This is a genomic window from Streptomyces sp. NPDC004752, assembly GCF_053601275.1.
This window is the reverse complement of the sequence record NZ_JBSGBN010000056.1, coordinates 15,584-41,433: the sequence shown is the minus strand read 5'-3', so window position 1 is coordinate 41,433 and position 25,850 is coordinate 15,584. Positions and strand designations below refer to the sequence as shown.

23 protein-coding genes and 1 riboswitch are annotated in these 25,850 nt (G+C 71.7%); of the genes, 8 read left to right on the top strand and 15 right to left on the bottom strand.

Features of this window, described 5'->3' with window-relative positions; translation table 11 throughout:
* Positions 1-415 precede the first annotated feature (415 nt).
* Positions 416-655 (top strand): hypothetical protein, encoded by a 240-nt coding sequence (locus ACWEKM_RS23405; RefSeq protein WP_451623140.1) that lies wholly within the window; start codon positions 416-418, stop codon positions 653-655.
* Here the strand turns inward: ACWEKM_RS23405 and ACWEKM_RS23400 are convergent.
* On the bottom strand, positions 618-1,826 hold the full coding sequence (locus ACWEKM_RS23400; RefSeq protein WP_451623139.1) for an acyl-CoA dehydrogenase family protein: 1,209 nt from the start codon (positions 1,824-1,826) through the stop codon (positions 618-620). The genes ACWEKM_RS23405 and ACWEKM_RS23400 overlap by 38 nt on opposite strands.
* 333 nt (positions 1,827-2,159) lie before the next feature.
* On the opposite strand from ACWEKM_RS23400, the gene ACWEKM_RS23395 reads away from it, so the two are divergent.
* A complete protein-coding gene (locus ACWEKM_RS23395) occupies positions 2,160-3,401 on the top strand; it encodes a glycoside hydrolase family 18 protein (protein ID WP_451623138.1) in 1,242 nt (413 codons plus the stop codon).
* 51 nt (positions 3,402-3,452) lie between these two features.
* On the opposite strand, the gene ACWEKM_RS23390 is transcribed toward ACWEKM_RS23395, so the two are convergent.
* From ACWEKM_RS23390 to ACWEKM_RS23380, 3 genes are all read right to left on the bottom strand, one after another.
* Positions 3,453-4,112: a TetR/AcrR family transcriptional regulator gene (locus ACWEKM_RS23390; protein ID WP_451623137.1), complete on the bottom strand. Its 660-nt coding sequence runs from the start codon at positions 4,110-4,112 to the stop codon at positions 3,453-3,455.
* A gap of 51 nt (positions 4,113-4,163) precedes the next feature.
* Positions 4,164-4,304 (bottom strand): SCO1431 family membrane protein, encoded by a 141-nt coding sequence (locus tag ACWEKM_RS23385; protein ID WP_451623136.1) that lies wholly within the window; start codon positions 4,302-4,304, stop codon positions 4,164-4,166.
* A 156-nt stretch (positions 4,305-4,460) separates the two neighbouring features.
* A complete protein-coding gene (locus ACWEKM_RS23380) occupies positions 4,461-5,831 on the bottom strand; it encodes a peptidase C39 family protein (protein WP_451623135.1) in 1,371 nt (456 codons plus the stop codon).
* Between the two features lie 222 nt (positions 5,832-6,053).
* Here ACWEKM_RS23380 and ACWEKM_RS23375 point away from each other — a divergent pair, with 222 nt between their 5' ends.
* Positions 6,054-6,713: a uridine kinase family protein gene (locus ACWEKM_RS23375; RefSeq protein ID WP_451623134.1), complete on the top strand. Its 660-nt coding sequence runs from the start codon at positions 6,054-6,056 to the stop codon at positions 6,711-6,713.
* 431 nt (positions 6,714-7,144) lie between these two features.
* A complete protein-coding gene (locus ACWEKM_RS23370) occupies positions 7,145-9,010 on the top strand; it encodes an AAA family ATPase (protein ID WP_451623133.1) in 1,866 nt (621 codons plus the stop codon).
* A 99-nt stretch (positions 9,011-9,109) separates the two neighbouring features.
* Here the strand turns inward: ACWEKM_RS23370 and ACWEKM_RS23365 are convergent, their stop codons facing one another.
* The 9 genes from ACWEKM_RS23365 to ACWEKM_RS23325 all read right to left on the bottom strand — a co-directional run bounded on the left by ACWEKM_RS23365 (position 9,110) and on the right by ACWEKM_RS23325 (position 16,610).
* Positions 9,110-10,195 carry a hemolysin family protein gene (locus ACWEKM_RS23365; RefSeq protein WP_451623132.1) on the bottom strand — a complete coding sequence of 362 codons (1,086 nt, stop codon included), beginning with the start codon at positions 10,193-10,195 and terminating at the stop codon, positions 9,110-9,112.
* Positions 10,192-11,526 carry a hemolysin family protein gene (locus tag ACWEKM_RS23360; RefSeq protein WP_451623131.1) on the bottom strand — a complete coding sequence of 445 codons (1,335 nt, stop codon included), beginning with the start codon at positions 11,524-11,526 and terminating at the stop codon, positions 10,192-10,194. The genes ACWEKM_RS23365 and ACWEKM_RS23360 overlap by 4 nt, the downstream gene beginning before the upstream one ends.
* A gap of 206 nt (positions 11,527-11,732) precedes the next feature.
* Positions 11,733-12,197 (bottom strand): PH domain-containing protein, encoded by a 465-nt coding sequence (locus ACWEKM_RS23355; protein WP_451623130.1) that lies wholly within the window; start codon positions 12,195-12,197, stop codon positions 11,733-11,735.
* Between the two features lie 20 nt (positions 12,198-12,217).
* Positions 12,218-13,075 carry an ATP phosphoribosyltransferase gene (hisG, locus tag ACWEKM_RS23350; RefSeq protein ID WP_451623129.1) on the bottom strand — a complete coding sequence of 286 codons (858 nt, stop codon included), beginning with the start codon at positions 13,073-13,075 and terminating at the stop codon, positions 12,218-12,220.
* Between the two features lie 80 nt (positions 13,076-13,155).
* Entirely contained in the window at positions 13,156-13,428 is a 273-nt protein-coding gene (locus tag ACWEKM_RS23345; RefSeq protein WP_007491392.1) for a phosphoribosyl-ATP diphosphatase, read from the bottom strand.
* A 33-nt stretch (positions 13,429-13,461) separates the two neighbouring features.
* Positions 13,462-13,947, bottom strand: coding sequence for a 6,7-dimethyl-8-ribityllumazine synthase (ribH, locus tag ACWEKM_RS23340; protein ID WP_451623128.1), 486 nt, complete (start codon positions 13,945-13,947; stop codon positions 13,462-13,464).
* A gap of 94 nt (positions 13,948-14,041) precedes the next feature.
* Positions 14,042-15,370 (bottom strand): bifunctional 3,4-dihydroxy-2-butanone-4-phosphate synthase/GTP cyclohydrolase II, encoded by a 1,329-nt coding sequence (locus ACWEKM_RS23335; protein WP_451623127.1) that lies wholly within the window; start codon positions 15,368-15,370, stop codon positions 14,042-14,044.
* Entirely contained in the window at positions 15,367-16,011 is a 645-nt protein-coding gene (gene pnuC / locus ACWEKM_RS23330; RefSeq protein ID WP_451623126.1) for a nicotinamide riboside transporter PnuC, read from the bottom strand. The genes ACWEKM_RS23335 and pnuC overlap by 4 nt, the downstream gene beginning before the upstream one ends.
* Positions 16,008-16,610, bottom strand: a complete 603-nt coding sequence (locus tag ACWEKM_RS23325) for a riboflavin synthase (RefSeq protein WP_451623125.1) — start codon at positions 16,608-16,610, stop codon at positions 16,008-16,010. Before ACWEKM_RS23325 ends, pnuC begins: the two co-directional genes overlap by 4 nt.
* A 150-nt stretch (positions 16,611-16,760) precedes the next feature.
* Positions 16,761-16,891: riboswitch (FMN riboswitch) on the bottom strand.
* A gap of 462 nt (positions 16,892-17,353) precedes the next feature.
* On the opposite strand from ACWEKM_RS23325, the gene ACWEKM_RS23320 reads away from it, so the two are divergent.
* The gene (locus tag ACWEKM_RS23320; protein WP_451623124.1) at positions 17,354-18,763 is read left to right on the top strand and encodes a uracil-xanthine permease family protein; all 1,410 of its coding nucleotides are present in this window, start codon (positions 17,354-17,356) and stop codon (positions 18,761-18,763) included.
* On the opposite strand, the gene ACWEKM_RS23315 is transcribed toward ACWEKM_RS23320, so the two are convergent.
* The gene (locus tag ACWEKM_RS23315) at positions 18,745-19,863 is read right to left on the bottom strand and encodes a glycoside hydrolase family 6 protein (RefSeq protein ID WP_451623156.1); all 1,119 of its coding nucleotides are present in this window, start codon (positions 19,861-19,863) and stop codon (positions 18,745-18,747) included. The two genes, ACWEKM_RS23320 and ACWEKM_RS23315, sit on opposite strands and share 19 nt — an antisense overlap.
* Positions 19,864-20,050: 187 nt before the next feature.
* On the opposite strand from ACWEKM_RS23315, the gene ACWEKM_RS23310 reads away from it, so the two are divergent.
* Positions 20,051-20,746, top strand: a complete 696-nt coding sequence (locus ACWEKM_RS23310) for a DUF5995 family protein (protein WP_451623123.1) — start codon at positions 20,051-20,053, stop codon at positions 20,744-20,746.
* Between the two features lie 88 nt (positions 20,747-20,834).
* Complete coding sequence (locus ACWEKM_RS23305) at positions 20,835-21,764, top strand: LLM class F420-dependent oxidoreductase (protein WP_451623122.1); 930 nt, start codon at positions 20,835-20,837, stop codon at positions 21,762-21,764.
* 212 nt (positions 21,765-21,976) lie between these two features.
* Here ACWEKM_RS23305 and ACWEKM_RS23300 read toward each other — a convergent pair whose 3' ends face one another.
* Positions 21,977-23,443: a GuaB1 family IMP dehydrogenase-related protein gene (locus ACWEKM_RS23300; protein WP_451623121.1), complete on the bottom strand. Its 1,467-nt coding sequence runs from the start codon at positions 23,441-23,443 to the stop codon at positions 21,977-21,979.
* 745 nt (positions 23,444-24,188) lie between these two features.
* On the opposite strand from ACWEKM_RS23300, the gene ACWEKM_RS23295 reads away from it, so the two are divergent.
* Positions 24,189-25,340 carry an MFS transporter gene (locus ACWEKM_RS23295; RefSeq protein ID WP_451623120.1) on the top strand — a complete coding sequence of 384 codons (1,152 nt, stop codon included), beginning with the start codon at positions 24,189-24,191 and terminating at the stop codon, positions 25,338-25,340.
* Positions 25,341-25,850 lie beyond the last annotated feature (510 nt).

Here is a 25,850-nt window from a genome sequence, read left to right as displayed (position 1 = left end):
ACCTCCCGGTCGAGGACGGCGACGAGGTCGAAGTCGGCGACGGGCCTCGAAGAGTGATCGAGGTGCAGTCCCGGGCGCGGTACGCGCGTTGGGCAGCTCCCCCCGGCCGCCGCCAGCCGCCCTCGCCTGGCAGTACGAGCAACCGGCCCTTGTCCAGGGGAACTTGGTCGTGGTGGCACCGGGCTCCTGGTGCGCGGCCAGGCTGTGACCGGCGGGTGAGCAGGGCCGCGGGCACCTGATGCACGGGGTGCTTGTCGAGCGGTACGGGACGGTCGGCCACGACATCACCCTCAAGGCCACGGAGATGACGCCGTGTCGGTTCTCCGGAGAGGCCGGGGCGGGACCGGACGCGGTTGAACTCACGCTCGAATCCGACGCCCGGTGACCTGTCCGGCCGCATCCGCGTTGCCCAGGCATGTCCCTCACGCAATCGGCGCCCACCCGGCGTCGCCTCTTCGTCCACCGGCCCGCGGAATCGGTTCCTCCGCCGCAGCCCCAGGACCCGCCCATCTACCGCGATCTGCTGCGAGCCTGGGCCGACCGAGGCCGCACCCTGCCGGGCCGCCACGACCCGGAGTGGGTGCGGCTGGCGGCCCTGCCGGGCGCCCTGGGCCGGATCAGTGACTCTCGGGCCCCGCGAGGTGACGGGCGATGACCATCCGCTGGATCTGGTTGGTGCCCTCGACTATCTGCAGGACCTTGGCCTCGCGCATGTAGCGCTCCACCGGGAAGTCGGCGGTGTAGCCGTACCCGCCGAGGACCTGTACGGCGTCGGTGGTCACCCGCATCGCGGTGTCGGTGCAGTGCAGTTTGGCCATGGCCGCCTGCTTGGCGAACGGGCGCCCCGCGTCGCGCAGCCGGGCGGCGGTCAGATACAGGGCCCGGCCCGCCTCGATCTGGGTGGCCATGTCGGCGAGCATGAAGCGCAGTCCCTGGAAGTCGGAGACGGGCCGCCCGAACTGCCTGCGGCCGGTGGCATAGGCGACGGCCTCGTCCAGCGCCGCCTGGGCCAGGCCGATCGCGCAGGCCGCGATGCCGAGCCGCCCGGAGTCGAGCGCGGACAGCGCGATGCCGAAGCCCTGCCCCTCCTCGCCGATCCGCCGCGCGTCGGACACGCGCACACCGTCGAAGTGGACCTGCGCGGTGGGCGAGCCCTTCATGCCCATCTTCTTCTCCGGCGCCGCCGCGCTCAGGCCCTCGGCGTCGCCTGGCACCAGGAAGGCGGTGATCCCGCGCGGGCCGTCCTCGCCGGTGCGGGCCAGCACGGTGTAGAAGTCGGCGACCCCGCCGTGGGTGATCCATGCCTTGGTGCCGGTGATCACCCAGTCTCCGCCGCGCTCGGCTCCGCTCGCGCGGGAGGTGCCCCGATCCTCGCGCACCGCCTTCGTGCGCAGGGAGGCGGCGTCCGAGCCGGAGGACGGCTCGGAGAGGCAGTAGGCGCCGAGCAGTCCTCCGCCGAGCATGGCGGGCAGGTACTCGGCCCGCTGCTCCTTGGTGCCGCTGGCGGCGAGCGCGAAGGCGGCCAGGGTGTGCACGCTCACCCCGAGGCCGACGGTGAGCCGGGCCGCGGCCAGCTCCTCCAGGACCTGGAGGTAGACCTCGTACGGCTGGTCGCCGCCGCCGTACTCGGAGTCGTAGGGCAGGCCGAGCAGCCCGGACTCGGAGAGCAGGGTGAAGACCTCGCGCGGGAAGCGTCCGGCGTCCTCCTCCTCGGCCGCCCGCGGGGCGATCTCGCGGTGTGCGATCTCACGGACGAGCGAGATCAGGTCCCTGGCCTCGTCCGTGGGCAGCTGACGCTCCACCGGCTGAGGGGCGCGGTCGGGCATGTCGACGGTCTCCTCCCTGTGTCGGACGCATCGGCGGACGTACGCCGTGGGTGGGGCGGCGCCGCCTGTGTCCCATTCCGGCCGAGGCGCGCGCTCCCGGGTCGCGGAAGCGGCTGACCAGCGGCTGTGCGCTGTGAGTATGCCCGATCGGCACCCTCCAGTCACCAGTTAACGACCGCTTACTTCAGGAAACGCTTGACCGGCCCCTGCCCCCGAAATTGGTCCGAACCATTGACCCGACTGGTCTAGTCCTCCTAGTCTCCCGCAGCACCGCTTGACCGCGTTCATGCCAATCGGCGCGCGTTCCCCTCTCCCCCACGAGGAGACACACCGATGCATATGTCCCACCGTTCCCGCCGCCCCCTGCGGGCGCTGCTGTCCGCCGCGTGTTGCGCCGTCCTCGGCGCCGGACTGCCGGCCGGCGCGAGCACCGCCACGGCCGCCTCCCCCACCACGCCCGCGGCGGCCGCCGCGGGCTCCAAGGTCGTCGGCTACTTCACCGAATGGGGCACCTACGACCGCAAGTACCACGTCAAGAACATCGAGACCTCCGGCTCGGCCGCCCGGCTGACCCACATCAACTACGCCTTCGGCAATGTCACCGGCGGCAAGTGCGCGCTGGGCGACTCCTACGCCGCGACCGACCGCGCCTACCCCGCCGCGGACTCCGTGGACGGCGTCGCGGACACCTGGGACCAGCCGCTGCGCGGCAACTTCAACCAGTTGCTCAAGCTGAAGCAGAAGCACCCGAACCTGAAGATCCTGTGGTCCTTCGGCGGCTGGACCTGGTCCGGCGGGTTCGGCGAGGCCGCGAAGAACCCCGCCGCGTTCGCCCAGTCCTGCTACGACCTGGTGAACAACTCCAAGTGGGCGGGCGTCTTCGACGGCATCGACATCGACTGGGAGTACCCGAACGCCTGCGGCAACACCTGCGACACCAGCGGCCGGGACGCCTTCAGGACCATCATGGCGGCGCTGCGCGCGAGGTTCGGCTCCGGCGGCCTGGTGACCGCGGCGATCACCGCCGACGCCACGAGCGGCGGCAGGATCGACGCGGCGGACTACGCGGGCGCGGCGCAGTACGTCGACTGGTACAGCCCGATGACCTACGACTTCTTCGGCGCCTGGGACGCGACCGGCCCGACGGCCCCGCACTCGCCGCTGACCTCCTACCCCGGCATCCCGAAGGCCGACTTCCACGCCTCGGCGACGGTCACCAGACTGACCGGTCTCGGCATCCCGGCCGCCAAGCTGCTGCTCGGCATCGGCTTCTACGGCCGTGGCTGGACCGGCGTCACCCAGACCGCCCCGGGCGGCACGGCCACCGGCCCGGCGGCCGGGACCTATGAGCAGGGCATCGACGACTACAAGGTCCTCAAGACCAAGTGCCCGGCGACCGGCACGGTGGGCGGCACCGCGTACGCCAGGTGCGGCAACGACTGGTGGAGCTACGACACTTCGTCGACCATCGCCGCCAAGATGACGTACAAGAACCAGCGGGGACTGGGCGGCACCTTCTTGTGGGAGCTGAGCGGGGACACCGCGAACGGCGAGCTGATCAAGGCCGTCGACTAGACCCGGCGGAGCGTGCGGGGCGGGGCGGGGCCGTGCGGCCCGCGTCCCGCCTCAGTCGTCGCGGCGGGCGGGCGGCGGCGCCGGATAGCCGGGGTCCAGCTCCTCGATGGCGCGCAGGGCTCCGCCGAGCGTCTTCACCAGCAGTCGGCACATGACGTCGCGGGACAGCTCGGGGCGGGCGATCCAGTCGAGGGTGGCGCCCTCGACGCTGCACACCCAGGCGAGCAGCCCCATGCGGGCCAGCGGCGCGATGTCCCCGCGGCCGTACGCGCCCTCCGCGATGGTCATGACGATCGCCGCGCGCACACCGTCCCGGATGGCGTGCACCTCGGCGTCGAAGCCGACGCCGCCGGTGACGATGGTGCGAAAGGCGGCCTGGTGGTGCTCGGCGTAGTGCAGATAGCCGTCGATGGTGCGGTGCACGCGGTCCACGGTCGGCAGTTCCAGGCCGCTCGCCGCGTAGGTGACCAGGTCGGCGACGGAGTCCTCGATGATCGCCAGGTAGTAGCCGCGCTTCGACTGGAAGTAGTAGTAGATCAGCCCCTTGGCGACATGTGCCTGCCGGGCGATGTCGTCCATGGAGAGCGCGTCGTAGGAGGTGTCGGCGAACAACTTCCGCCCGATGGCGATGAGTTCCGCCCGGCGCGCCAGCGAACGCTCGGTGCCGCGCGCCCGCGGCCGGGGCACGGCGGGCTGTTGGTCGATAGGCAATTCGGACCCTGGTCTCAGCGGGCTGCGGGACCTCCGCAGTATGTCAGAACGTCACAGCAGCCCCAGCTGAGTCACGAGCATCGCCACGACCAGGACCAGGGTCCAGCCCAGGACATGCTCGGCGATCTTCGGGCCGTCGTCCCGGGGGCCGCCGGTGCGGGTGCGGGCGGCGGTGGCTGAGTGTGCGGTCATGGCGTCTCACTGGGGTCGGCTGCGCTGGATGGATCCCCCCACCGTGCTGTCCACCATGCCACCGCCCGCGGCCCGTGCGGCGGAGAGGTTGGTCACAGGCGCACGGCCCCTGGCCCTGGCCCGGGGTCGTGCCGCCCGCCCGTCCGCCCGCCCGCCTCAGCGCACGCGCACCGCCGCGAGCGCCCTGCGCTGGCGCGGCGTCGGATGCGCCGGGAAGAAGAGGTAGCAGACGCCGCCGGTGCCCGAGACCACGGCGCCACCGGCGTTGTAGCGCTTGGTCCTGAGCCAGATCGACTCCCACTCCCGCCGGAGGTAGACGCGGCGGACCGCCTCGTTGCTCGGCGAGGCCGGGTCGTTGGCGATCACATCGCCCTCGGCGGTGAAGCCGATCACCGTCATCAGATGGCCGGAGGTGCCGTACCCGGCCCCGGTCAGCTCGGTCTTGAGGAACGACTGGGACGTGATGACCGGGATGCGGGCCGCGATCAGCCGCTCCAGGTCGGTGAGCGAGCCGAGCCGGGTGACCACGCTCTGCAGACCCGCGAAGGTGGCCGCGTAGGCGGCGTTGAACGGCCAGTTGCCGCAGCCCCGGTACTGGTGGTCGTAGGTGTACCGGGCGGCGTGGTCCACCTGCGGATCGGCGTAGGACGGGTCGACCCAGGACAGCTGCTCGGGGGTGAGCCGGCCGCCCCAGTACTCGACGATCATCTGCGTGGAGGTGGGGCTGCACCAAGCCTCGCCGCCGTTGTCGTACTCCGGGTACTGGCCCGCGTGCACCTCCTGCGAGTACCGCGGGACGATCAACTCCCGGGCGATGCGGGGCGGGGCGGCCGGGACGGTGAAGCGGTCGGGGATGTCGGAGCCCATCGCGCCGAGCCGCCACACGATGGGGGTCAGCCCGGAGCCGGGCCTGCGGTAGAGGGTGAGCCGCAGCCGGTACGACACCAGGCGCAGGCCCGAGGCGGCGTCGTCGATGGCGAAGGTGTCGGTCGAGATGCTGCTCCTGCCGTCGGACTGGCCGTCCACGGAGGTCCGTTTGATGTCCTGGTCGCCGGCCGCCCAGCGGCCCATCACATACCAGGGGGTGTCCGTGCCGTCGGAGTACGTCCCGCGCAGCTCGACCTGGATCCAGGTGCCGTCCGGGGTGTGCGCGTTCCAGGAGGCGATCGCCTCGGTGGACGGGACGGCGAGGCGGTGGACCGGGGAGGTCCAGGTGGCGTACTCCCAGGCGGCGGTGGTGCCGGTGTGCGGGTCCTGGTACTCGGTGGTGCCCACGGGGGCGGCGATCAGCACGCCGGGGCGGACGCCCGCGACGACCCTGACGCCCTCCGCGTCGCCGCGGCGCCAGTCGGGATACCGGGTCCAGAACCGGTTGTCGACGGGACGGGCGGGTCCCGGTTCGTCGGCGTCGGAGACGGTCGCGGCATCCGCCGGCCCGGTGCCGGAGACCACCGCGCCGGAGGCCACCGCCGCGACGACGGCGGCGGTCAGGACAGTTCTGCGGGACGGCTGTTCGGCTCTGCTCATGGGCGGAAGTACCCCCAGGTGTCCGAGTCGGGACGGGTCCGGTCCACGGCGGTCCGGCTCCGGGCGGTGCCGCCCGTCGGCTCGATCGCCGTGCGGTTGTGCGCCAACTATGGATCAGGCGGCATGCCCCTGCCAGCACTTCGGCCCATGCCACGCCCATGATTATTGGTCTCGTCCACTGGAGCCGGCCGCCGGGAACGGCCCGCCGCGGGCGCCACTACGATGGCCCCGGAAACCCGTCCCCCACCTCCAGGAACCGTCATTCACCAGCTCGCCTCCCGGTTGCGCGGACTGCCGCCCTCCTGCGGTCCGGTCCGGCTGATCGGCGTCGACGGCCACGCCGGCTCGGGAAAGTCCACGTTCGCGGGGAAGTTGGCCGCCGCGCTGGGCGGGGCGCCGGTGCTGCACCTCGACGACATCGCCAGCCACGACGCGTTGTTCGACTGGACCGGACGGCTGCTGACCCAGGTGATCGAACCGCTGGCCCGGGGCGGGAGCGCGGCGTACGCGCCCTACGACTGGCGGGCGCGCTCCTTCGGACCGCCCCGCCCGCTGCCGGCCGCGCCCGTGGTCCTCGTCGAGGGCGTAGGGGCGGGCCGCCGGGCGCTGCGGCCGTATCTGGCACGACTGCTGTGGATGGAGCTGCCGCGCGAGGAGTCCTGGAGGCGTGGTCGCCGACGGGACGGGAGCGAGCAGCGGGAGTTCTGGGTCGGCTGGGTCGAGGCGGAACGCCGGCACTTCGCCCAGGACCCCTCGCGGGCCCACGCCGACCTGTTGGTGCTCCCGTCACAGGAGGGGTACGAGGTGCTCCCGGGACCCGCCGCGACCCACGGATCCGAGCGCGGCGTCACGCATGGTGATGGACCATCCGCCGTGTGCTGAACTTGTGAAGACCCATGCGTGGGAACTTCATCGAATGCCTCAACTCGGCTTGACCCAGCGGCCGTACAGGACTTACGTTCTCAATGTGCGGCCGTTCGCAGCCGCCCCAAGACGCGAAGCCCCCGGTTGTTCCCCCGTGACCGGGGGCTTCGTTCTGTCCGCGTCCCGCACTCCGGACGCCTGTCGCAGCGATTCGCTCACCCTCGGTCACCGCACCGAGTGCGCCCCATCTGCTCCCACCTCGCCAAACGGCCGGTGCGACACCCTTCGGCGGGCGCCCGACACGCGGGTACGATGCCCCTGGTGCGACCTACGAACGGCTGCTTCGCGCACCTGCAACTCCGGTCCGCGGCACAGCGGTTCGACCAGAGGCGGCCGCCGGGCAGCCGCCCGGCGGTGAACCAACGGGGGCACGGTTTGTGGGGGACGTGATGGACTTCGGCACGCAGGGCCCCGAGGCCCCGGCCGACCTCGCCTGGCTGCGAGGCGTGGACGCCTACACGATGGGCGCCTATCCGCAGGCGGAGGAGGAGTTCCGCACCGCGGTGCGGATGGATCCCGGGATGGCGGACGCCTGGCTCGGGCTGCACGCGCTGCGCGTCGACACGACGACCGCGCTGCTGCGGATGTTCCGGCACCGGGACCGGTTCGGGGAGCAGCGGTCCCGGCACCGCCGCTCCCTCAACTCCTGGTACTGGCTTGGCTGGTGGGTGCAGCCGGTGCTGGAGAGCCCGCGCGACCTGCTGCTCGCGCACTGCTCGCACTGGCTCGACGGCCGCCATGTGCCGGAGCTGGACCGGGCGCTGGCCTCTCTGCCGCCCGTGGACACCGACCCGCAGGTCCGCTTTCTGCACGCGTGCCGCGCCTATCTCGTCAAGGACTGGGACCAGCTCGTCCGGCACACCGACCCGCTGCTCGACGACGCCATGCTCGGCATCGAGGCGGGCCTGTTCGGCGGCATGGCCCGGGTCCGCCTTGAGATGTACGGCCAGGCGGAACCGCTGCTGTCGGCGGCCCTGATGCGCTGCCGCAGCGAGCAGCCGCAGCGCAAGGAGCTGCGCTACTGGCTGGCCCGGGCCCACGAGGGCACGGGCCGCAGCGCCGCCGCGCTCCCCCTGTACCGGGCCGTGCACCGGGTCGACCCGGCCTTCATGGACACCTCGGCCCGGCTTGCCGCGATCGCCGAGGGCGACGGATACGACGACGCCGCGGACCTCGCGGCGATCATGCTCACCGGGGCCGGACAGGACAGCGTGGACGGCCCGGACATGCTCGACCCCTTCTTCGGCACCGAGGGCCGCGACCTGCGGCTTCCCGAGCCGGACCTGCCGCCGGCCGGCCCGCTGCCGTCGGTGACCGATCCGGCGGTGCGGGAGAAGACCGGGCTGCCGTCACCGGCGCTGCCCACGGGGCCCACCGACCCCGCCCTGCTGGAGGAAGCACTCGCCGAACTGGAGCGCATGGTCGGGCTGGAACCGGTGAAACGCCAGGTCAAGGCGTTGTCGGCGCAGTTGAACATGGCGCGGCTGCGGGCCGGCCAGGGGCTGCCGGTCCAGCCGCCGAAACGCCACTTCATCTTCTTGGGCCCCTCGGGCACCGGCAAGACCACCGTCGCCCGTATCCTCGGCCGCGTCTTCTACGCTCTCGGACTGCTCGGCGGGGACCACCTCGTGGAGGCGCAGCGGGCCGATCTGGTCGGCGAGTACCTGGGCCAGACGGCCGTGAAGGCCAACGAGTTGATCGACTCCGCGATCGGCGGCGTCCTGTTCCTGGACGAGGCGTACTCGCTGTCCAACTCCGGCTACGGCAAGGGCGACGCCTACGGGGACGAGGCCCTCCAGGTACTGCTCAAGCGGGCGGAGGACAACCGGGACCACCTGGTGGTGATCCTGGCCGGCTACCCCGAGGGCATGGACCGCCTGCTGGCCGCCAACCCCGGTTTGTCGTCCCGCTTCACCACCCGCGTCGACTTCCCCTCCTACCGGCCGCTCGAACTCACCGCGATCGGCGAGGTGCTGGCCGCGGAGAACGGGGACGTGTGGGACGAGGAGGCGCTGGAGGAGCTGCGGTCCATCGCCGGGCACGTGGTCGACCAGGGGTGGATCGACGAGCTGGGCAACGGACGGTTCCTGCGGACCCTGTACGAGAAGAGCTGCGCCTACCGGGATCTGCGGCTGTCGGGCTACCCCGGTGCGCTGTCCCGGAACGATCTGGCGACGCTGCGGCTGGCCGATCTGATGCAGGCATACGGGGAGGTGCTGTCGGGGCGCGGACCGCAGGATCCGTCGGCCATGTGACCCATGGATCCCGCGGCCCGGCACGGGCCCGGCCTCACCCGGCCGGCGCCTTCTCCGGTTCCCCGCTCCCCCGCGACTCCGTCGCCTGCGGTGCCCCGCTCACCCGGCCAGCGCCTCCTCCGGTTCCCCGCTCACCCGCGACTCCGTCACCTTCGGCCCGGCGGCCTGCCGGTGCGCGGGATCCCGTACCTCGCCGACCAGCAGCTCCAGTACGTCCTCCAGCGCGACCAGGCCGAGGATCCGGCCGGACGCGTCGGCCACCTGGGCCAGGTGGGTGGCGGCCCGCCGCATCACCGTGAGCGCGTCGTCCAGCGGGAGTTCGGCCCGGAGCGTGGTCATCGGCCGCCACACCTGCTGCGGCACCGCCCGCTCGGACTCCTCCAGGTCGAGTACGTCCTTCACATGCAGATAGCCCATGAAGGCACCGGTCTCCGCGGCGACCGGGAAGCGGGAGAAGCCGGTCCGCGCGGTGAGCCGGACGATCTGACCGGGCGTGACCGACGGGGGCACCGTCACCAGCGACTCGCGCTTGAGGAGCACGTCGGTGACCGGGCGCGAGCCCAGCTCCAGCGCGTCCTCCAGGCGCTCCTGCTCCTCGGGGTCGAGCAGACCGGCCTGTCCCGCGTCCTCCACCAGCCGGCCCAGCTGCACGCTGGTGAAGACGGCCTCGACCTCGTCCTTGGGCTCGACGCGGAACAGCCGCAGGATGCCCTGGGCGCAGGCGCCGAGCGCCACGGTGATCGGCCGGCACACCCGGGCGAAGGCGACCAGACCGGGGCTGAGCCACAGCGCGGCCTTCTTCGGCGCCGCCATCGCCAGGTTCTTCGGCACCATCTCGCCGATCACCAGGTGGCAGAAGACCACCGCGGCGAGGGCGACGACATAGCCCAGCGGGTGGATCATGGCGTGCGGCAGGTGGATCCACTCGAAGGCGGGCTCCAGCAGATGCGCCACGGTCGGCTCGGCGACCGCGCCCAGGGTCAGCGAGCAGACCGTGATGCCGAACTGGGCGGCGGCCATCATCTGCGGCAGGTGCTCCAGGCCGTACAGCACCTGGCGGGCGCGCGCGCTGCCGAGCGGTTCGATCTGGCTGCGGCGCACGGAGACCAGCGCGAACTCGGCGCCCACGAAGAAGCCGTTGGCGAGCACCAGCAGCGCGGCGAAGACGAGTTGCAGCAGGCTCATCGGACCGCCTCCGCGACCGGGGCCACGGGGGCGGTGCGCACCACTCGGACCCGTTCCGCCCGGTAGTGGCCGACCCGGCGGACCGACAGCCGCCAGCCGGGCAGCTCGGCCCGGTCGCCCGGTGCCGGGATCCGGCCGAGCAGATCGGCGACCAGACCCGCGACGGTCTCGTACGGCCCCTCGGGCACGTCGAGGCCCATCCGGCGCAGGACGTCGACGCGGCAGCTGCCGTCGACGTCCCAGGCGGGCCTGCCGTCCTCGGGCGGGGCTGCGGCGAGTTCGGGGACGTCCTGGCCGTCGTGCTCGTCGCGGACCTCGCCGACGAGTTCCTCGACGATGTCCTCCAGGGTGACCACGCCCGCCGTGCCGCCGTACTCGTCCACGACGACCGCGATGGGTTGTTCGCTGCGCAGCCGGGCGAGCAGCGGCTGGACGGGCAGGGTCTCAGGGACGAGCAGCGCCTTGTGGGCGATCCGGCCGACCGGGGTGCGCAGCCGCTCGGGCGGCGGGACCGCCAGGGCGTCCTTGAGGTGGGCCATGCCCACGATCTCGTCGATCTTCTCCCGGTAGACGGGGAAGCGGGACAGCCCGGTGGCCCGGGTGAGGTTGACGACGTCCTCGGCGGTGGCCGAGGACTGGAGCGCGCTGACCTTCACCCGCGGGGTCATGACGTGCTGTGCGGTCAGCTCGCCCAGCGACAGGGTCCGCACGAACAGGTCGGCCGTGTCCTGTTCCAGGGCGCCCGCCCGGGCGGAGTGCCGGGCCAGGGAGACCAGCTCGCCGGGGGTGCGGGCGGAGGCCAGTTCCTCGGCGGGTTCGACGCCGAGGGAGCTCACCAGCCGGTTGGCGACCGCGTTGAGCGTGGCGATCACCGGGCGCAGCAGCCGGGCGAAGAGGTGCTGCGGGCCCGCGACGAACCGCGCGACCTGCAACGGCTTGGACACCGCCCAGTTCTTCGGTACTAGTTCGCCGATCACCATCTGGATCGCGGAGGCGAGCAGCATGCCGACGACCACGGCGACGCCGGAGGCGGCGCCGGCGGGGATGCCGAGCGCGGTGACCGGGCCGCTCAGCAGCCGGGCGAGGGCCGGTTCGGCAAGCATGCCGACGACCAGGGAGGTGATGGTGATGCCGAGCTGAGTGCCGGAGAGCTGGAAGGACAGCTCCTTGAGCGACTCGACGACCTTGTGGGCGCGTCTGTCGCCCTCGGCCGCGGCCTTCTCGGCGTCCGGCCGCTCGACCGTGACCAGGCCGAACTCGGCCGCCACGAAGAAGCCGTTGGCGAGGATCAGCAGGAATGCGGCTGCGAGGAGCAGCAGGGGGATGGTCATGATGCCGCCGCCTCCGCGGTATGTCGGGAGGGGGCGGCGCAGGTACTACAGGACGATCCGTCCATCGCCGGAGGGAGTCACTCCTCGGGTAGCAGGAACCCCTGTGCACCGGGCGGCGCAGCGGGGGCGGAGGCACAAGGGGAACTCCTCCGCCCACCAGATTAATCAGGACATCGGCCGCCGCGGCAAGGGTGGACGACCCGAAGTCAGCCCTGATGTCGCTCCGAGTCCCGGCCGGCCCGGGCCTCGGCGAGCGCCCGCAGGGCACGCGCGTCGGCGATGGCGCGCTGCTTGGCGATGCCGGGCTGGATGCCGAGCGCGGGCAGGCTGGTGCCGTCGCTGAGGTCGAGGAAGACCCAGGGGTCGCCCGGACGGAGGTTCACCCGGAGGATCTCCGCCCAGTCCAGGCGCCGCCTGGAGGCGATGTTGACGACGGTGACGCCGGACTCGTCGGCGACGACCTTCACCCGGGCGAGCAGGGCCAGCACCCAGAAGATCAGCGCCCCGGTCAGGACGAAGCTGAGCCGCTCTCCCGGGCCGAGCTGCTCCAGTGCCAGCGCGACCCCGCTTATCACCAGGAGTATCGCCACTCCGGCGGTGAGCAGGATCACTCGGGTGAGGGTCGGGCGGAAGGTGACGGGCAGCGTGGGTGGGCCGGGCGGGGCGGACATGGCTGCGGCCTCCTCGGTGGTCAGAGGCGGCAGGCGTGGATGGCTGTGGTGAGGATGGCCCGGGCGCCGATGTCGTAGAGGTCGTCCATGATCCGCTGGGCGTTCTCGGCCGGGACCATGGCGCGGACGGCGACCCAGCCCTCGTTGTGCAGCGGCGAGATGGTCGGGCCCTCCAGGCCGGGGGTGATGGCGACGGCCTGCTCCAGGTGCTCGGCGCGGCAGTCGTAGTCCATCATCACGTACGTCCGGGCGACCAGGACGCCCTGGAGCCGGCGCAGGAACTGCTGGACCTTCGGCTCGGCGGAGTCGTCGGCGTGCGCGTCGGTGCGCCGGATCACGATCGCCTCGGACTTCATGATCGGCTCGCCGATGATCTCAAGGCCGGCGTTGCGCAGCGAGGTGCCGGTCTCGACGACGTCCGCGATGACCTCGGCGACGCCGAGTTCGATGGCGGTCTCGACGGCGCCGTCGAGGTGCACGACGGAGGCGTCGATGCCCTGGTCGGCGAGGTGTTTGGCGACGATGCCCTCGTAGGAGGTGGCGACCGTCATGCCGCCCAGGTCCGCGACGCCGGCCGCGGTGCCGGGCTTGGTGGCGTAGCGGAACGTGGAGCGGGCGAAGCCGAGCGGGAGGATCTCCTCGGCGTTGGCGCCCGAGTCGACCAGCAGGTCGCGGCCGGTGATGCCGATGTCGAGGCGGCCGGAGGAGACGTAGATCGCGATGTCGCGGGGGCGGAGGTAGAAGAACTCGACCTCGTTCGCCGGGTCGACGATCCTGAGTTCCTTGGACTCCCGGCGCTGCCGGTAGCCCGCCTCATGCAGCATGTCCGCCGCAGGGCCGGACAGGGAACCCTTGTTGGGGACGGCGATGCGCAGCATGAGGTCGGCTTCCTTCGTGTGACGGGACTGACGGTGCGGGAACTACGAGGGGTGTCCGTGGCGGACTGGGCCGCTCGGGCCTACAGATGGGCGTAGACGTCGTCCAGGGAGATGCCGCGGGCGACCATCATCACCTGGACGTGGTACAGCAGCTGGGAGATCTCCTCGGCGGCCGCCTCCTTGCCCTCGTACTCGGCGGCCATCCAGACCTCGGCGGCCTCCTCGACGACCTTCTTGCCGATGGCATGGACTCCCTTGCCGACCAGTTCGGCGGTGCGGGAGGTGGCGGGATCGCCGTGGGCGGCCTTGTGCTGGAGCTCCGTGAAGAGCTCCTCGAACGTCTTCTTGGACATGGTGGTCCCACCCTACGCGGTTGCGGGGGCTCCTCAGCGCCAGGGTTCGGATACCGAGCGGAGTGCGGCCACGGTGGCGACCGCGGCGGTCACCGCCTCGTGCCCCTTGTCCTCCCGGGAGCCCGTAAGGCCGGCCCGGTCCAGGGCCTGTTCCTCGGTGTCGCAGGTCAGCACGCCGAAGCCGATGGGTACGCCGGTGTCGACCGACACCTGGGTCAGGCCCTGGGTGACGCCCTGGCAGACGTAGTCGAAGTGCGGGGTGCCGCCGCGGATCACGACGCCGAGGGCGACGATCGCGTCGTAGCCGCGGCCGGCCAGCGCCTTGGCGACCACCGGCAGCTCCCAGCTGCCGGGGACCCGGAGCAGGGTGGGCTCGTCGATCCCCAGGTCGTGCAGGGCGCGCAGGGCGCCGTCCACCAATCCGTCCATCACCTTCTGGTGCCATTGCGCCGCGATGACGGCGACCTTGAGATCGCCGACGTTCCGGACGGACAGTTCCGGTGCACCCTTGCCGCTCACGTGTCTCCTCAGTGCTTTCTCTTGGTCTTTCTTGTCGGTTGCGACAGCCGACACATCGGTTGCCGCAACCGACTCATCGGTTGCCGCAGTCGGCTTATCGGTTGCCGCAGCCGGAGGTGGCCGGCTCATCCAGCCGGTCCAGGTCGTGCCCCATCCGGTCCCGCTTGGTGCGCAGGTAGCGGAGGTTGTGCTCGCCCGCGTGCACGGGCATCCGCTCGCGTCCGGTGACCCTGAGACCGTGGCGCAGCAGCGCGTCGGTCTTGTCGGGGTTGTTGGTCATCAGGCGCAGGCTGCGCACGCCGAGGTCCGCCAGGATCCGGGCGCCGGCGCCGTAGTCGCGGGCGTCGGCGGGCAGGCCGAGTTCGAGGTTGGCGTCCAGGGTGTCCCGGCCGCGTTCCTGGAGTTCGTAGGCGCGCAGTTTGGACAGCAGGCCGATGCCGCGGCCCTCGTGTCCGCGCAGGTAGACGACGATGCCGCGGCCCTCGTCCCGGATTCGGTCCAGGGCGGCGTCCAACTGCGGGCCGCAGTCGCAGCGCAGCGAGCCGAAGACATCGCCGGTGAGGCACTCGGAGTGGACGCGGACCAGGACGTTCTCGCCGTCGCCGAGCTCGCCGTGGACGAGGGCGATGTGTTCGACGCCGTCGGCGGTGGAGCGGTAGCCGTAGGCCGTGAAGGCGCCGTGCCGGGTGGGCAGGCGGACCTCGGCCTCGCGGCGGACGGCGGGGCCGGGCACGGGCATGCGCCGGCTGAGCGGGGCCGTGGGCCCGGCGGTGCGCCGATGGGCGATCAGGTCCTCGATGGAGATGATCGTCAGGCCGTGCCTGCGGGCGAACGGGATCAGTTCGGGCAGGCGCAGCATACGGCCGTCCTCGCCGGCGATCTCCACGATGGCGCCGGCCGGCCGCAACCCGGCGAGCCGGGCGAGGTCGACGGCGGCCTCGGTGTGGCCGGGACGGACCAGGACGCCGCCGGGCCGGGCGCGCAGCGGGAAGACATGGCCGGGGCGGACCAGGTCGCCGGGTGCGGCGGTGCCGCTCGCCAGCAACTGGAGTGTGGTGGCGCGGTCGACCGCCGAGATCCCGGTGGTCACGCCGTGCGCGGCGGAGGCGTCCACGGAGACGGTGAACGCGGTCTTCATGGACTCGGTGTTGTCCTCGACCATTTGCGGGAGTTCCAGCCGGTCGAGTTCCGCGCCCTCCATGGGGGCGCAGATCAGGCCGCGGCACTCGCTCATCATGAAGGCGACGATCTCGGGGGTCGCCTTCTCGGCGGCGATGACGAGGTCGCCCTCGTTCTCCCGGTCCTCGTCGTCCACGACCACGACGGGGCGGCCGGCCGCGATGTCGGCGACGGCCTGCTCGATCGGGTCGAGGGTGAAGTCCTCGATGGTGTCGGTGCCGTACCGGATCGGTGTCGCGGTCATGCGGTCGCTCCTTCCAGGACGGGCCGCGCGGTCCTGCGGGAGCGCAGCCACCAGTCGCGCAGGCCCCACAGGACGAGTGCGCCGTAGATGACGTAGACGAAGCCGGAGAAGGCGAAGCCGCCTGTGAAGTTGAGCGGGACGCCGACGGCGTCCACGAGGAGCCAGGCGAACCAGAACTCGACCATGCCGCGCGCCTGGGCGTACATCGCGACGATGGTGCCGACGAAGATGTAGGCGTCCGGCCAGGGGTTCCAGGACAGTGAGGGGTAGGCGTGGAAGAGTCCGGCGACGGCGACGGTGCCGACGGCGGCGGCGCCGAGCAGTGCGGCCCGCTCGCGCCGGGTGGCGAACCGTACGGCGATGTGGCCGTCCTCGCCCTGCGCCGTGCCACGGTTCCACTGCCACCAGCCGTAGCCGGCGATGACCATGACCACCACCTGTTTGCCGGCGCTGCCGGAGAGGTGGGCGGTGGCGAACGCGGCGAACAGGATGAGTCCGGACAGGAACTGGGTCGGCCAGCTCCACAGGGAGCGGCGCCAGCCGAGGGCCAGGCCGACCAGGCCGATGACGTTGCCGATCATGTCGGACCACTTGATGTGCTGGTCGAGGAGGGTGAATGCCTCCGAGTTGAGCCAGTTCACCGGGTCGTCCCCTGGCCTGCGAGCAGCCGCTCGACGTACTTGGCGATGACGTCGACCTCCAGGTTGACCGGGTCGCCGGGCTTTTTGCGGCCGAGCGTGGTCAGGGCGAGGGTGGCCGGGATCAGGCTGACGGTGAAGTGGTCGTCGCCCGCCGTCACGACGGTGAGGCTGATGCCGTCGACGGTGATGGAGCCCTTCTCGACGACGTAGCGGGCGAGGTCCGCGGGCAGGGAGATCTTCACGATCTCCCAGTGCTCGGAGGGGGTGCGCTCCAGGACTTCCCCGGTTCCGTCCACATGCCCCTGCACGATGTGTCCGCCGAGGCGCGCGCCGACGGCGGTGGGGCGTTCGAGGTTGACGCGGGATCCGACGGTGAGGACACCGAGGCTGGAGCGGTTCAGCGTCTCGGCCATGACGTCCGCGGTGAACTCGTCGCCTTCGTGCTCCACGACGGTGAGACAGACGCCGTTCACGGCGATGGAGTCGCCGTGCCGCGCGCCCTCGGTGACGACGGGGCCACGGAGTCGGAAGCGACAGGCATCGCCCAGGTCCTCGACGGCGGTGACTTCACCCAGCTCTTCGACGATTCCGGTGAACACTTCCCGGGTCCTCCTGCCTCGTTCGGGCACGGACTCCGGGGCCTGTCGATGACGACAGAAGAAGCGGATGAGCACTCGGGGAACGACGCCGGACGGACCCGTCCGCAAGGGACGCGTCCTAAGACGGCGGCGTGCACGGATGCCCGCCCGCCGCGCACTGCCTCCCATCCGGACTTTCACCGTCGGTCCAGGAATTTCACCTGGTCAACCGGCCGCTGGAAGCGGCCGGGTCGCGGACTATAACCGCCGGTTCGGAATTACACCGACCCCGGAGTGCGCTGCTTCTGGTACGTGCCCAGTGTGCCACGGCCGATCGCCGTCCCGACAGGGGGGCCGTGTGGGTTGGCTCACAGCTCGGCGTGTCGGGCTCCCCGTCGGACCGTCGCAGGTCAACCCCCTTGCAAGGGACGACTCTTGACCGTCGTTCACACCCATTGACCTTACTGGTCTAGTCCTTTTAGGGTGCGGGCGGGCCCGGTGGCGGTGACGACGGCCCTTGCCCGCCGCCGGGCCGCCGACCCTCCGGCGGCCGCAGGCAGGGTGGCCCCATAGCCGTCAAGTCCTTGAGGGCGCACCACAGTTGGCGGTCGCCGCGGTCCGGACGGACCCCACTCCTGACCATGCATCCCCTGGTCATGTATACGAACATGGTTCACAAGTAGGACCGGGCGAGCGCAGAACCGCCAGGTACCCGTGACAATGGTCCGGACCGTCTTCACGTACAGAGAAAGCGAAACCTCACCATGGACCTCGGCGTGCGCTGGAAGCTGCACGGCGACGGGCGTACGCCCGCGCCCGGAGCGGTGGTACGCCCCGACGAACGGCTGTCCTGGCCCCGCACGATGGGCCTCGGCGCCCAGCACGTCGTGGCGATGTTCGGCGCGTCCTTCGTGGCGCCCGTCCTGATGGGCCTGGACCCCAACCTCGCGATCATGATGTCGGGCGTCGCGACCGTGATCTTCCTGCTCGCGACCCGCGGCCGGGTGCCGAGCTACCTGGGCTGCTCCCTGTCCTTCGTGGGCGTCGCCGCGGTCATCCGCGCCCAGGGCGGCACCAGCGCGACGGTCACCGGGGCGGTCTTCGTCGTCGGCGTCGCCCTGTTCCTGGTGGGTCTGGCCGTGCAGCGCTTCGGGGCGCGCATCATCCACGCGACGATGCCGCCCATCGTCACCGGCGCCGTGGTCATGCTGATCGGTTTCAACCTGGCCCCGGTGACCGCGTCCGCCTACTGGCCGCAGGACCAGTGGACGGCACTGCTCGTGATGCTGTTCACCAGCCTGGCCGTGGTCTGTCTGCGCGGTTTCTGGTCACGCATCGCGATCTTCCTGGGCCTGGTCTTCGGATACGCCGTCTCCTGGGCGTTCGACCGGATCTTCGGCCGGATCCACTCGGTGGACGCGAGCGGCACACTCACCGACCACTGGCGCCTTGACCTGTCCGGCGTCGGCAAGGCCGACTGGATCGGGCTGCCCTCCTTCCACGGCCCGTCCTTCCAGTGGTCGGCGATCCTCGTCGCCCTGCCGGTGGTCATCGCGCTGGTCGCGGAGAACGCCGGCCATGTCAAGGCGGTCGGCGAGATGACCGGCGATCCCCTGGACGACAGGCTCGGCACGGCGATCTCGGCGGACGGCGTGGCGTCCATGCTGTCGACCGCGGTCGGCGGCCCGCCGAACACCACATACTCCGAGAACATCGGCGTGATGGCCGCCACCCGCGTCTACTCGACGGCCGCGTACTGGGCCGCGGCCGGCTTCGCGCTGCTCTTCGGCCTGTGCCCCAAGTTCGGCGCGGTCGTCGCCGCGATCCCGGGCGGGGTCCTCGGCGGCATCACCGTCATCCTGTACGGCATGATCGGCCTGCTCGGCGCGCAGATCTGGCTGCACGCCGGGGTGGACCTGCGCAATCCGCTGAACCTGGTCCCGGCCGCCGCCGGCATCATCATCGGCGTCGGCAACGTCTCCATGAAGTTCACCGACACCTTCTCGCTGAGCGGCATCGCCCTCGGCACGCTGGTCGTCATCACCGGCTACCACGCGCTGCGCGCCTTCGCACCCGCCCATCTCAAGGGACAGCAGCCGCTGTTGGACGAGGGAACCGCCGCCTACGACGGAACGCCGGATGCCGACGGGGGCGGTCACCGCGCCAGTTCATAGGCGTACTCCGGTGTGAACGTCCCGGCCGCGCCCTTGCAGCCGTCCGACTCCCCCGGCAGCTTCACCCACAGATAGCCGTCGATCCGGTCCTCGCCGGTGTCCAGGGTGGGCGGCCGGCCGATCCGGCGGTCGGCCGGATCGCACCACTCGCCGTCCGCCGGCGCGCCGTTGCCGTTGCGGCTGGTGTCGATCACCGCGCCGAGGTCCGCGGGGCCGCCGAGCGCGGCCAGCACCCGCCGGTCGTAGGCGATCTCGGCGTCCGTTGCATGGAAGTTGGAGACATTGCTGAAGACGCCGTCGGAGGACGCGGCCGAGGCCGCGCCCGCCTCTTTGAGCAGCGCCGCCTGGCGCGCGGCCGGGTGCCAGCCCGAGTGGCCCGCGTCGTAGTAGACGCGCGCCCTGGGGTCGGCGGCCTTCAGGACCCGGCCCGCGCGCGCCAGCGAGGCGAACCGGGCGGTCCGGGCGGCCGCCGGGAGGCAGTCCGCCTGCGCGATCGAGTCCGGCTCCAGGACGACGACGACCTCACCGGAGCCCAGCCCCTCGGCGAAGGCGTCGATCCAGGCGTCGTACGCGGCGAGATCGGGTGCCCCGCCCCGGGAGGCCCCGCCGCAGTCGCGGTCCGCAAGCGCGTAGGGCACGACGACCGGCACCCGGCCCTGGGCCGCGGCGGCCGAGGTGACGGCCCGCACCCGGGCGGCGACGGTCGCCGTGGAGGGGTCGGTGAACCACACGGCGGCCGGTTCGTCCGCGATACGCGATCCGATCACCGCGGCGCGGGGATCGTCGGGGTGGTCGCGGACCCAGTCCAGCACCTGGGAGCCGGGGTGGCGGTAGAGGCGGGGGACGGCGGCGGTCGTCGGCCGCTCCCGCTCCGTCCGGGTCGGGGCGGGCCCCGGGCGTGCCGTGCGCCTCGGCGAAAGGGCGGGCGGGACGGGCGTGCCGGTCTTCGGGGACGCCGACGGCACTGCCGGCGACGGCGCCGGACCCGTCGTACTCATCACCCGGGGCCGGGCCCGGTCCTGGCCTCCTCCGTCGTTCAGCGCCCGGATCATCCCGGTCGCGGTGCCGACCGCCACGACGACCGAGGTCACCGCGACCATCGCGCCGCGCCGGGCGGCGCGCCTGCGCGCGGCGCGGCGTGCGGCCAGGCGCCGGGCGCGTTGCCCTGCCACAACGGTGCTCCCCCCTGTGTCACAACCTCCCGGCGCGAAGGGCTGGTTCCCCCGTTCCGGGGAAGTGCCGGGCCCGTCGGCACGCGGGCAAGCCTAGGGCTGGGACCCTGCCCCCATGGCCCAGTTGGAACAGTTCACGACGTCCGTCCCCACGGTGGACTTTGTCGTTGCGCGGATGCGCGCCCTGGACGCCGCCCTGCCGGCCCGGGACGGGGTCGCGGTGTTCAACCGTGTCTACCTCACCGTCACCGAAGAGGTCGAACGGCGGCTGGACGCCGGGTACTTCGCCGACCCGCGGGCCGCGACAGCGCTGGACGTCCGGTTCGCACACCGCTATCTGGCCGCGGTGGACGCGGCGGCGGACGGCCGGCGCCCACCCGCCTGCTGGCGGCCGCTGTTCCAACTCCGCCGCCATCCGGGCGTACGTCCACTGCAGTTCGCGCTGGCGGGCATCAATGCGCACATCGGCCACGACCTGGCGCTCGCCGTGGTGGACACCTGTCGTACGCTCGGCTGCGAACCCGACGACGTGGAGGACGAGTTCGAGCGCGTGGGCGATCTCCTCGTCTCGCTGGAGGAACACGTCCGCGAGGATCTGATGCCGGGGCCCGACCTCCTCCAGATCGCCGACCCGCTCACCCACCTGCTCGGTTCCTGGAGCCTGGAGCGGGCCCGGGACGCGACCTGGTCGGCGGCGCGGGCGCTGTGGGCGCTGCGCCGGTGCGGGGATCTCGCCGAGGAGTTCGCCGAACGCCTCGACGCGGCCGTCGGCCTCGCGGGCCGTCTGCTGCTCACCCCGCTGCCGGACTGATCCGGCCAGTGCGCGAGCCTCGCCCAGAATCATGTGCATGACACAGGTACATTGACCGGCAGACACCCGATTGCGAAGGAGCACCGGTATGGCGGTCCGGCTCGGTCTCGGTCTTCCCCAGATGCGGCAGTACTCCCTCGGCAAGGACGTACCCGACGTGGCGCGCGCGGCCGAACGGATCGGCTACGACAGCCTATGGGTCTTCGAACGGGCCCTGTTCCCCGAGCCGGCCACGCAGGGGCTGTACGGCGTCGAGGGGCTCCGCTGGCCGGACGGCTACCGCGACGTCGCGGAGCCGCTGGTCACGCTCACCCTGGCGGCGTCGGCCACCGAGCGGGCCCGGCTCGGCTCCAGTGTGCTGGTCGCGCCACTGCATCAGCCTTTCCAACTGGCCAAGGCCCTCGCCTCGCTGGACGCGGCGAGCGGGGGCCGGGTCGTCGCGGGTCTCGGCACCGGCTGGTCCCTCGACGAGTACGCGGCCGCCGGGATCCGGCCGTTCGAGGAGCGCGGCCGGGTGCTGGACGAGTTCATCGAAGTCTGCCGGGCGGTGTGGGGCCCCGACCCCGTGCGCCACGAGGGCCGCATCACGCGGATCGCCTCGGCCGTGGTCGGACCCAAGCCCGCCCGGCCGATCCCGATCCTGCTGGCCGCGGGCACCGGGCGGGCACTGCGGCGGATGGTCGACCACGCCGACGGCTGGCTGCCGGTGGGCACGGGTGCCGACCAACTCGCCGCGCAGTGGCGGCGGGTGCAGGACCTGGCGGCCGAGCGGGGCCGCACGGAGCCCGTCCAGACGGTGCTGCGGGTGAACACAGCCCTCTCGGCCGAGCCCCACAGCGGCGCCGGCCGTCGGCCCTTCCAGGGCGATGTCGGCCAGATCGTGGAGGACCTCGTGGCGCACGCGGCCGTCGGCCTGGAGGAGATCCTCGTCGACCTCCAGAGCGGCGCCCGCGACGCCGAACACCTCAAGGACGTCGCCGCGGAGGTGTACGAGCGGGCGCGGGCGGCCGGAGTCTAGACCTCGCTCCGTTCCGTCCTCGTTCCGTTCAGTCCTCGGGGAGTTCGACCCGGGCTGTCTCGTCGTGGACGTCGCCGGGGCCGGGGTTGGCGGGGTCGGTTCGCAGCGGGCCTCGCGGTGGGGGTCACGCAGGCCCGCCTCCTCGGCCGCGCGGGGGCACCGGCCATGCGGCAGCGGTCCGGCCCACGGTAGGGCGCGTCGCCGAGACCGGGTCAGTTCCAGCTGGCGTGCAGGGGCTTGCCCTCGGCGTACCCGGCCGCGCTCTGTATGCCGACGACGGCCTTCTCGGCGAACTCCTCCAGGGAGCCCGCCCCGGCGTAGGTGCAGGACGAGCGGACGCCCGCGATGATCGAGTCGATCAGGTCCTCGACGCCCGGACGGGCCGGGTCGAGGAACATGCGGGAGGTGGAGATGCCCTCCTCGAACAGCGCCTTGCGGGCCCGGTCGTAGGACGACTCGTCCGAGGTGCGGTTGCGCACCGCGCGCGCGGACGCCATGCCGAAGGACTCCTTGTACAAGCGCCCCTCGGCGTCCTGCTGGAGGTCGCCGGGCGACTCGTACGTGCCCGCGAACCAGGAACCGATCATCACGTTGGAGGCGCCGGCCGCCAGCGCCATGGCCACGTCGCGCGGGTGCCGGACCCCACCGTCGGCCCACACGTGCTTGCCGTACTTCCGTGCCTCGGCGGCGCACTCCAGCACGGCCGAGAACTGCGGTCGGCCGACGCCGGTCATCATGCGGGTGGTGCACATCGCGCCGGGCCCCACGCCCACCTTGACGATGTCGGCGCCCGCCTCGATCAGATCCCGTACACCATCGGCGGAGACGATGTTGCCCGCCACGACCGGGACCCGCGGATCGAGGTCACGCACCAGCTTGAGTGCGCTGATCATCGACTCCTGGTGGCCGTGCGCGGTGTCGATGACGAGCGTGTCGACCCCGGCGTCCAGCAGCTGCTGCGCCTTGCCCGCCACATCGCCGTTGATGCCGACGGCGGCGGCGATGCGCAACCTGCCGTGCGCGTCGGTGGCCGGGGTGTACAGCGTGGCGCGCAGCGCGCCCTTGCGGGTGAGGATGCCGGCCAGCCTGCCGTCCCCGTCCACCGCCGGGGCATAGCGGCGATTGGCCCCGTCCAGCGTGTTGAAGGCATCGCGCGGGTCGATGTCCGCGTCGAGCAGCAGCAGGTCGCGGGACATGACCTCGGTGAGCTGGGTGAAGCGGTCGACACCGGACAGGTCCCGGTCGGTGACGACACCGACCGGCCGCCCGGACTCGTCGACGACGACACCGGCGTTGTGCGCACGCTTCGGCAGCAGGGCCAGCGCGTCGGCGACGGTCTGGTGCGGGGCGAGCACGATCGGTGTGTCGAGGACCAGGTGGCGGCTCTTCACCCAGGTGATGACATCCGTGATGACATCGATCGGAATGTCCTGCGGGATCACCACCAGCCCGCCGCGGCGGGCCATGGTCTCGGCCATGCGGCGGCCCGCGACGGCTGTCATGTTCGCGACGACCAGCGGGATCGTGGTGCCCGTGCCGTCCGGGGAGCTGAGGTCCACGCCCTGACGCGAGCCCACCGCGGAACGGCTCGGCACCATGAACACGTCGTCGTACGTCAGGTCGTAGGGCGCCGAAGAACTCGGTACGAGCTGTCCGGTTCCGGGCTCAAGAAAACGCATGGCACCTTTTTTCCACACGAAACAGCGCAGGTCACTGCCACGAAGACCCAGGAAAGAGCCCCCACGTTCGTTGGTTCCTCCGAGCGGAGATGTGGGGCGCCGGGAAAGTGAACCCTGCCTTACATCCAGATACTACCCACATGCATGTACAGCCCGCCGAAAGCAACCGACGGGCAGGACAACGCGGGATTGCTGTCCGGTCCGGACCGACGAGCCGGGCCCGGCGCGAGCTCCCGTACGGGTGTCCAGGGCGATGTCCACGACAGGAGGGACGATACGTAGACTCGCACGAAGTCCAGGGAGCAACCGACGGTGGGGGGTTCTGTTCTGTGGCGACCTACGTACTGATCCACGCCCCCTTCCCCGCCTCCTGTCGGCCCCAGGCATGGGCCGCCTGCTCCGCGATCCAGGTCTCCGCGCCGCTCTGGGCATCGACGCGGACGTTCCCGGCGGCACCGTGACGGTCGTCCCCGCCTTCGCAAGGGACCGTGGCCGCCGACGGTGACCGGCCTCCAGGTCGCCGGTTGCCCGCTGGACATCACCGTCGGGGCAGACGGCACAGCCGACGCGGTCTGTGGTTCGACGCGGCCGAGTGACCCGTGAACGGCCGATGAGGACGACGACCGCGTGAAGCAGCCGAAGAGCGGACTACCGAAGGAGCGGACGTTTGGCGTCAGACCGACAGAAGATGAGCTCGCGCCGCGCATCCGCCCCTGACGATTCCGCTCGCCGCGCGCATCGGGCCGTGGCGTTCGTCTTCATTTGCTGCGGCGCAGTTTTCGCCGACTGGGTACCTCGCCTTCCGCAGATCAAGCACGCTCTGGAGCTGAGTGACGGGCAACTGGGTCTTGTGCTCGTGGGGACCCCTGTGGGCACCCTGTGCGCGGTCCGCTTGGCCTCGTGGGGGATCGCGCGCTGGGGCAACCGGCGGGTCCTCCGCGGCGGTGCGGTGATGACGGCGGCCGCGTTACCGCTGCCGGCTCTCGCCTGGAACCTGGAGACGCTGGCTGCCGGGTTGTTTCTCCTGGGGTGCGTACTGGGCGTCACCGAAGTGGCCATGAACGCCCAGGGCGTCGCCGTGGAGCGCCTGACAGGACAGCCGGTCATGTCAGGGCTGCATGGGGCGTACAGCGTCGGCGGCCTTCTCGGCGCACTGCTGGGCTCCGCCGCCGCACACCTGGGCATCCCGCCGTTGACACATCTCGCGGCGGTGGCGGTGGCCATCGGCGCCGCGGTCTGGGTCACGTCGGGGGCTCTGCTCGATGCGGAAGAACCCCTGTCAGGCACCGACACCGGCGCCGGCCAAGGCCGGTGGACGGCAGCGATAGTGCTGCTCGGCGCGATCGCTCTGTGTTCGTTCGTCGGCGAGGGCGCGGTCGAGAACTGGAGCACCGTCTACCTCCGGGATTCCCTCGGGGCCTCTCCAGGCGCGGCCGGGCTCGGATATGCCGGATGCATGGCGGCCATGACGGTGGTCCGGCTGTGCGGAGACCGCTTGGTCCTACGCCTGGGGCCGGTGCTCGTGCTGCGCGTCGGATCGCTGATGGCCGCCACCGCGCTGACAGCCGGCATCGTGTTGGGCGGGCAAGAAGCGGCAATCGCCGGATTCACGCTGTTCGGAGCGGGGGTGGCACTCATCGCTCCGGTCGCGTTCAGCGCCGCCGGGAACCTGCCGGGCATCCCGTCGGCCGTCGCCATCTCCAGAGTGACCGGCATCGGGTATCTGGCCTTCGTGGCCGGACCGCCCTTGATCGGCTTCGCGGCTGATGGCATCGGACTGCGCAAAGCGATGCTGATCCCCGCGGCATTGGCCGTGGTCATCGGCATGCTCGCCGGAGGGGCCCGCTCGGGCAGCGGCAGCGTGGGAAAGGACGCAGGAAGTGTGAGAGAGCCGTAACCCGATCCCGTTGAGCCTCACTCCGCCGTACCCAGGTGTTCGCGCCGTGCGGTGACCAGGGCTCGGCACCGGTCGCGGTCCCGACTGCCGTCGGCAGGGCGGGGGTGGGGGCCGCCGGTGTCCAGGCTGTCCGGGCCGGGCCGTCGCGCCGGTCCCGTTCCGCCTCACCACCACGGCCACCGTCACCGCACCGTCACCGGACCGCCCCGCCGCGTCGACCACACCCGCGAACTCCAAGCCCACTCCGTCATACGCACGAACTGAGCGATTCCACCCCTACCTTTCGATTTCGCCCGACGTGACGATTTCGCTGGATATTCCAGCGCTCCGAACGGGAATCGCACACGAGCCGGTGTTTACTTTCCAGGCCCCCGGATAAGGCTCAGGAGGCAGCCGACCGAGGTCAACTGCTGCTCATTACTGTGCTCTTGACAGGGCCGCTGGCCGCGAGACATGCCGACTGGCCAGTTGCTCGTACGACGGCGCCCTTCTCGTCTGGGACACCACAGA

Excerpts from the sequence above, each read along its gene's own strand:
- ACWEKM_RS23360 (WP_451623131.1), bottom strand. The coding sequence starts at position 11,526 with ATGACCATCCCCCTGCTGCTCCTCGCAGCCGCATTCCTGCTGATCCTC.
- ACWEKM_RS23400 (WP_451623139.1), bottom strand. The coding sequence starts at position 1,826 with ATGCCCGACCGCGCCCCTCAGCCGGTGGAGCGTCAGCTGCCCACGGAC.
- ACWEKM_RS23370 (WP_451623133.1), top strand. The coding sequence starts at position 7,145 with ATGGACTTCGGCACGCAGGGCCCCGAGGCCCCGGCCGACCTCGCCTGG.
- ACWEKM_RS23355 (WP_451623130.1), bottom strand. The coding sequence starts at position 12,197 with ATGTCCGCCCCGCCCGGCCCACCCACGCTGCCCGTCACCTTCCGCCCG.
- ACWEKM_RS23345 (WP_007491392.1), bottom strand. The coding sequence starts at position 13,428 with ATGTCCAAGAAGACGTTCGAGGAGCTCTTCACGGAGCTCCAGCACAAG.
- ACWEKM_RS23405 (WP_451623140.1), top strand. The coding sequence starts at position 416 with ATGTCCCTCACGCAATCGGCGCCCACCCGGCGTCGCCTCTTCGTCCAC.
- ACWEKM_RS23335 (WP_451623127.1), bottom strand. The coding sequence starts at position 15,370 with ATGACCGCGACACCGATCCGGTACGGCACCGACACCATCGAGGACTTC.
- ACWEKM_RS23320 (WP_451623124.1), top strand. The coding sequence starts at position 17,354 with ATGGACCTCGGCGTGCGCTGGAAGCTGCACGGCGACGGGCGTACGCCC.
- ACWEKM_RS23375 (WP_451623134.1), top strand. The coding sequence starts at position 6,054 with ATGGCCCCGGAAACCCGTCCCCCACCTCCAGGAACCGTCATTCACCAG.
- ACWEKM_RS23385 (WP_451623136.1), bottom strand. The coding sequence starts at position 4,304 with ATGACCGCACACTCAGCCACCGCCGCCCGCACCCGCACCGGCGGCCCC.
- ACWEKM_RS23365 (WP_451623132.1), bottom strand. The coding sequence starts at position 10,195 with ATGAGCCTGCTGCAACTCGTCTTCGCCGCGCTGCTGGTGCTCGCCAAC.
- ACWEKM_RS23300 (WP_451623121.1), bottom strand. The coding sequence starts at position 23,443 with ATGCGTTTTCTTGAGCCCGGAACCGGACAGCTCGTACCGAGTTCTTCG.
- ACWEKM_RS23380 (WP_451623135.1), bottom strand. The coding sequence starts at position 5,831 with ATGAGCAGAGCCGAACAGCCGTCCCGCAGAACTGTCCTGACCGCCGCC.
- ACWEKM_RS23315 (WP_451623156.1), bottom strand. The coding sequence starts at position 19,863 with ATGGTCGCGGTGACCTCGGTCGTCGTGGCGGTCGGCACCGCGACCGGG.
- ACWEKM_RS23305 (WP_451623122.1), top strand. The coding sequence starts at position 20,835 with ATGGCGGTCCGGCTCGGTCTCGGTCTTCCCCAGATGCGGCAGTACTCC.
- ACWEKM_RS23395 (WP_451623138.1), top strand. The coding sequence starts at position 2,160 with ATGCATATGTCCCACCGTTCCCGCCGCCCCCTGCGGGCGCTGCTGTCC.
- ACWEKM_RS23310 (WP_451623123.1), top strand. The coding sequence starts at position 20,051 with ATGGCCCAGTTGGAACAGTTCACGACGTCCGTCCCCACGGTGGACTTT.
- hisG (WP_451623129.1), bottom strand. The coding sequence starts at position 13,075 with ATGCTGCGCATCGCCGTCCCCAACAAGGGTTCCCTGTCCGGCCCTGCG.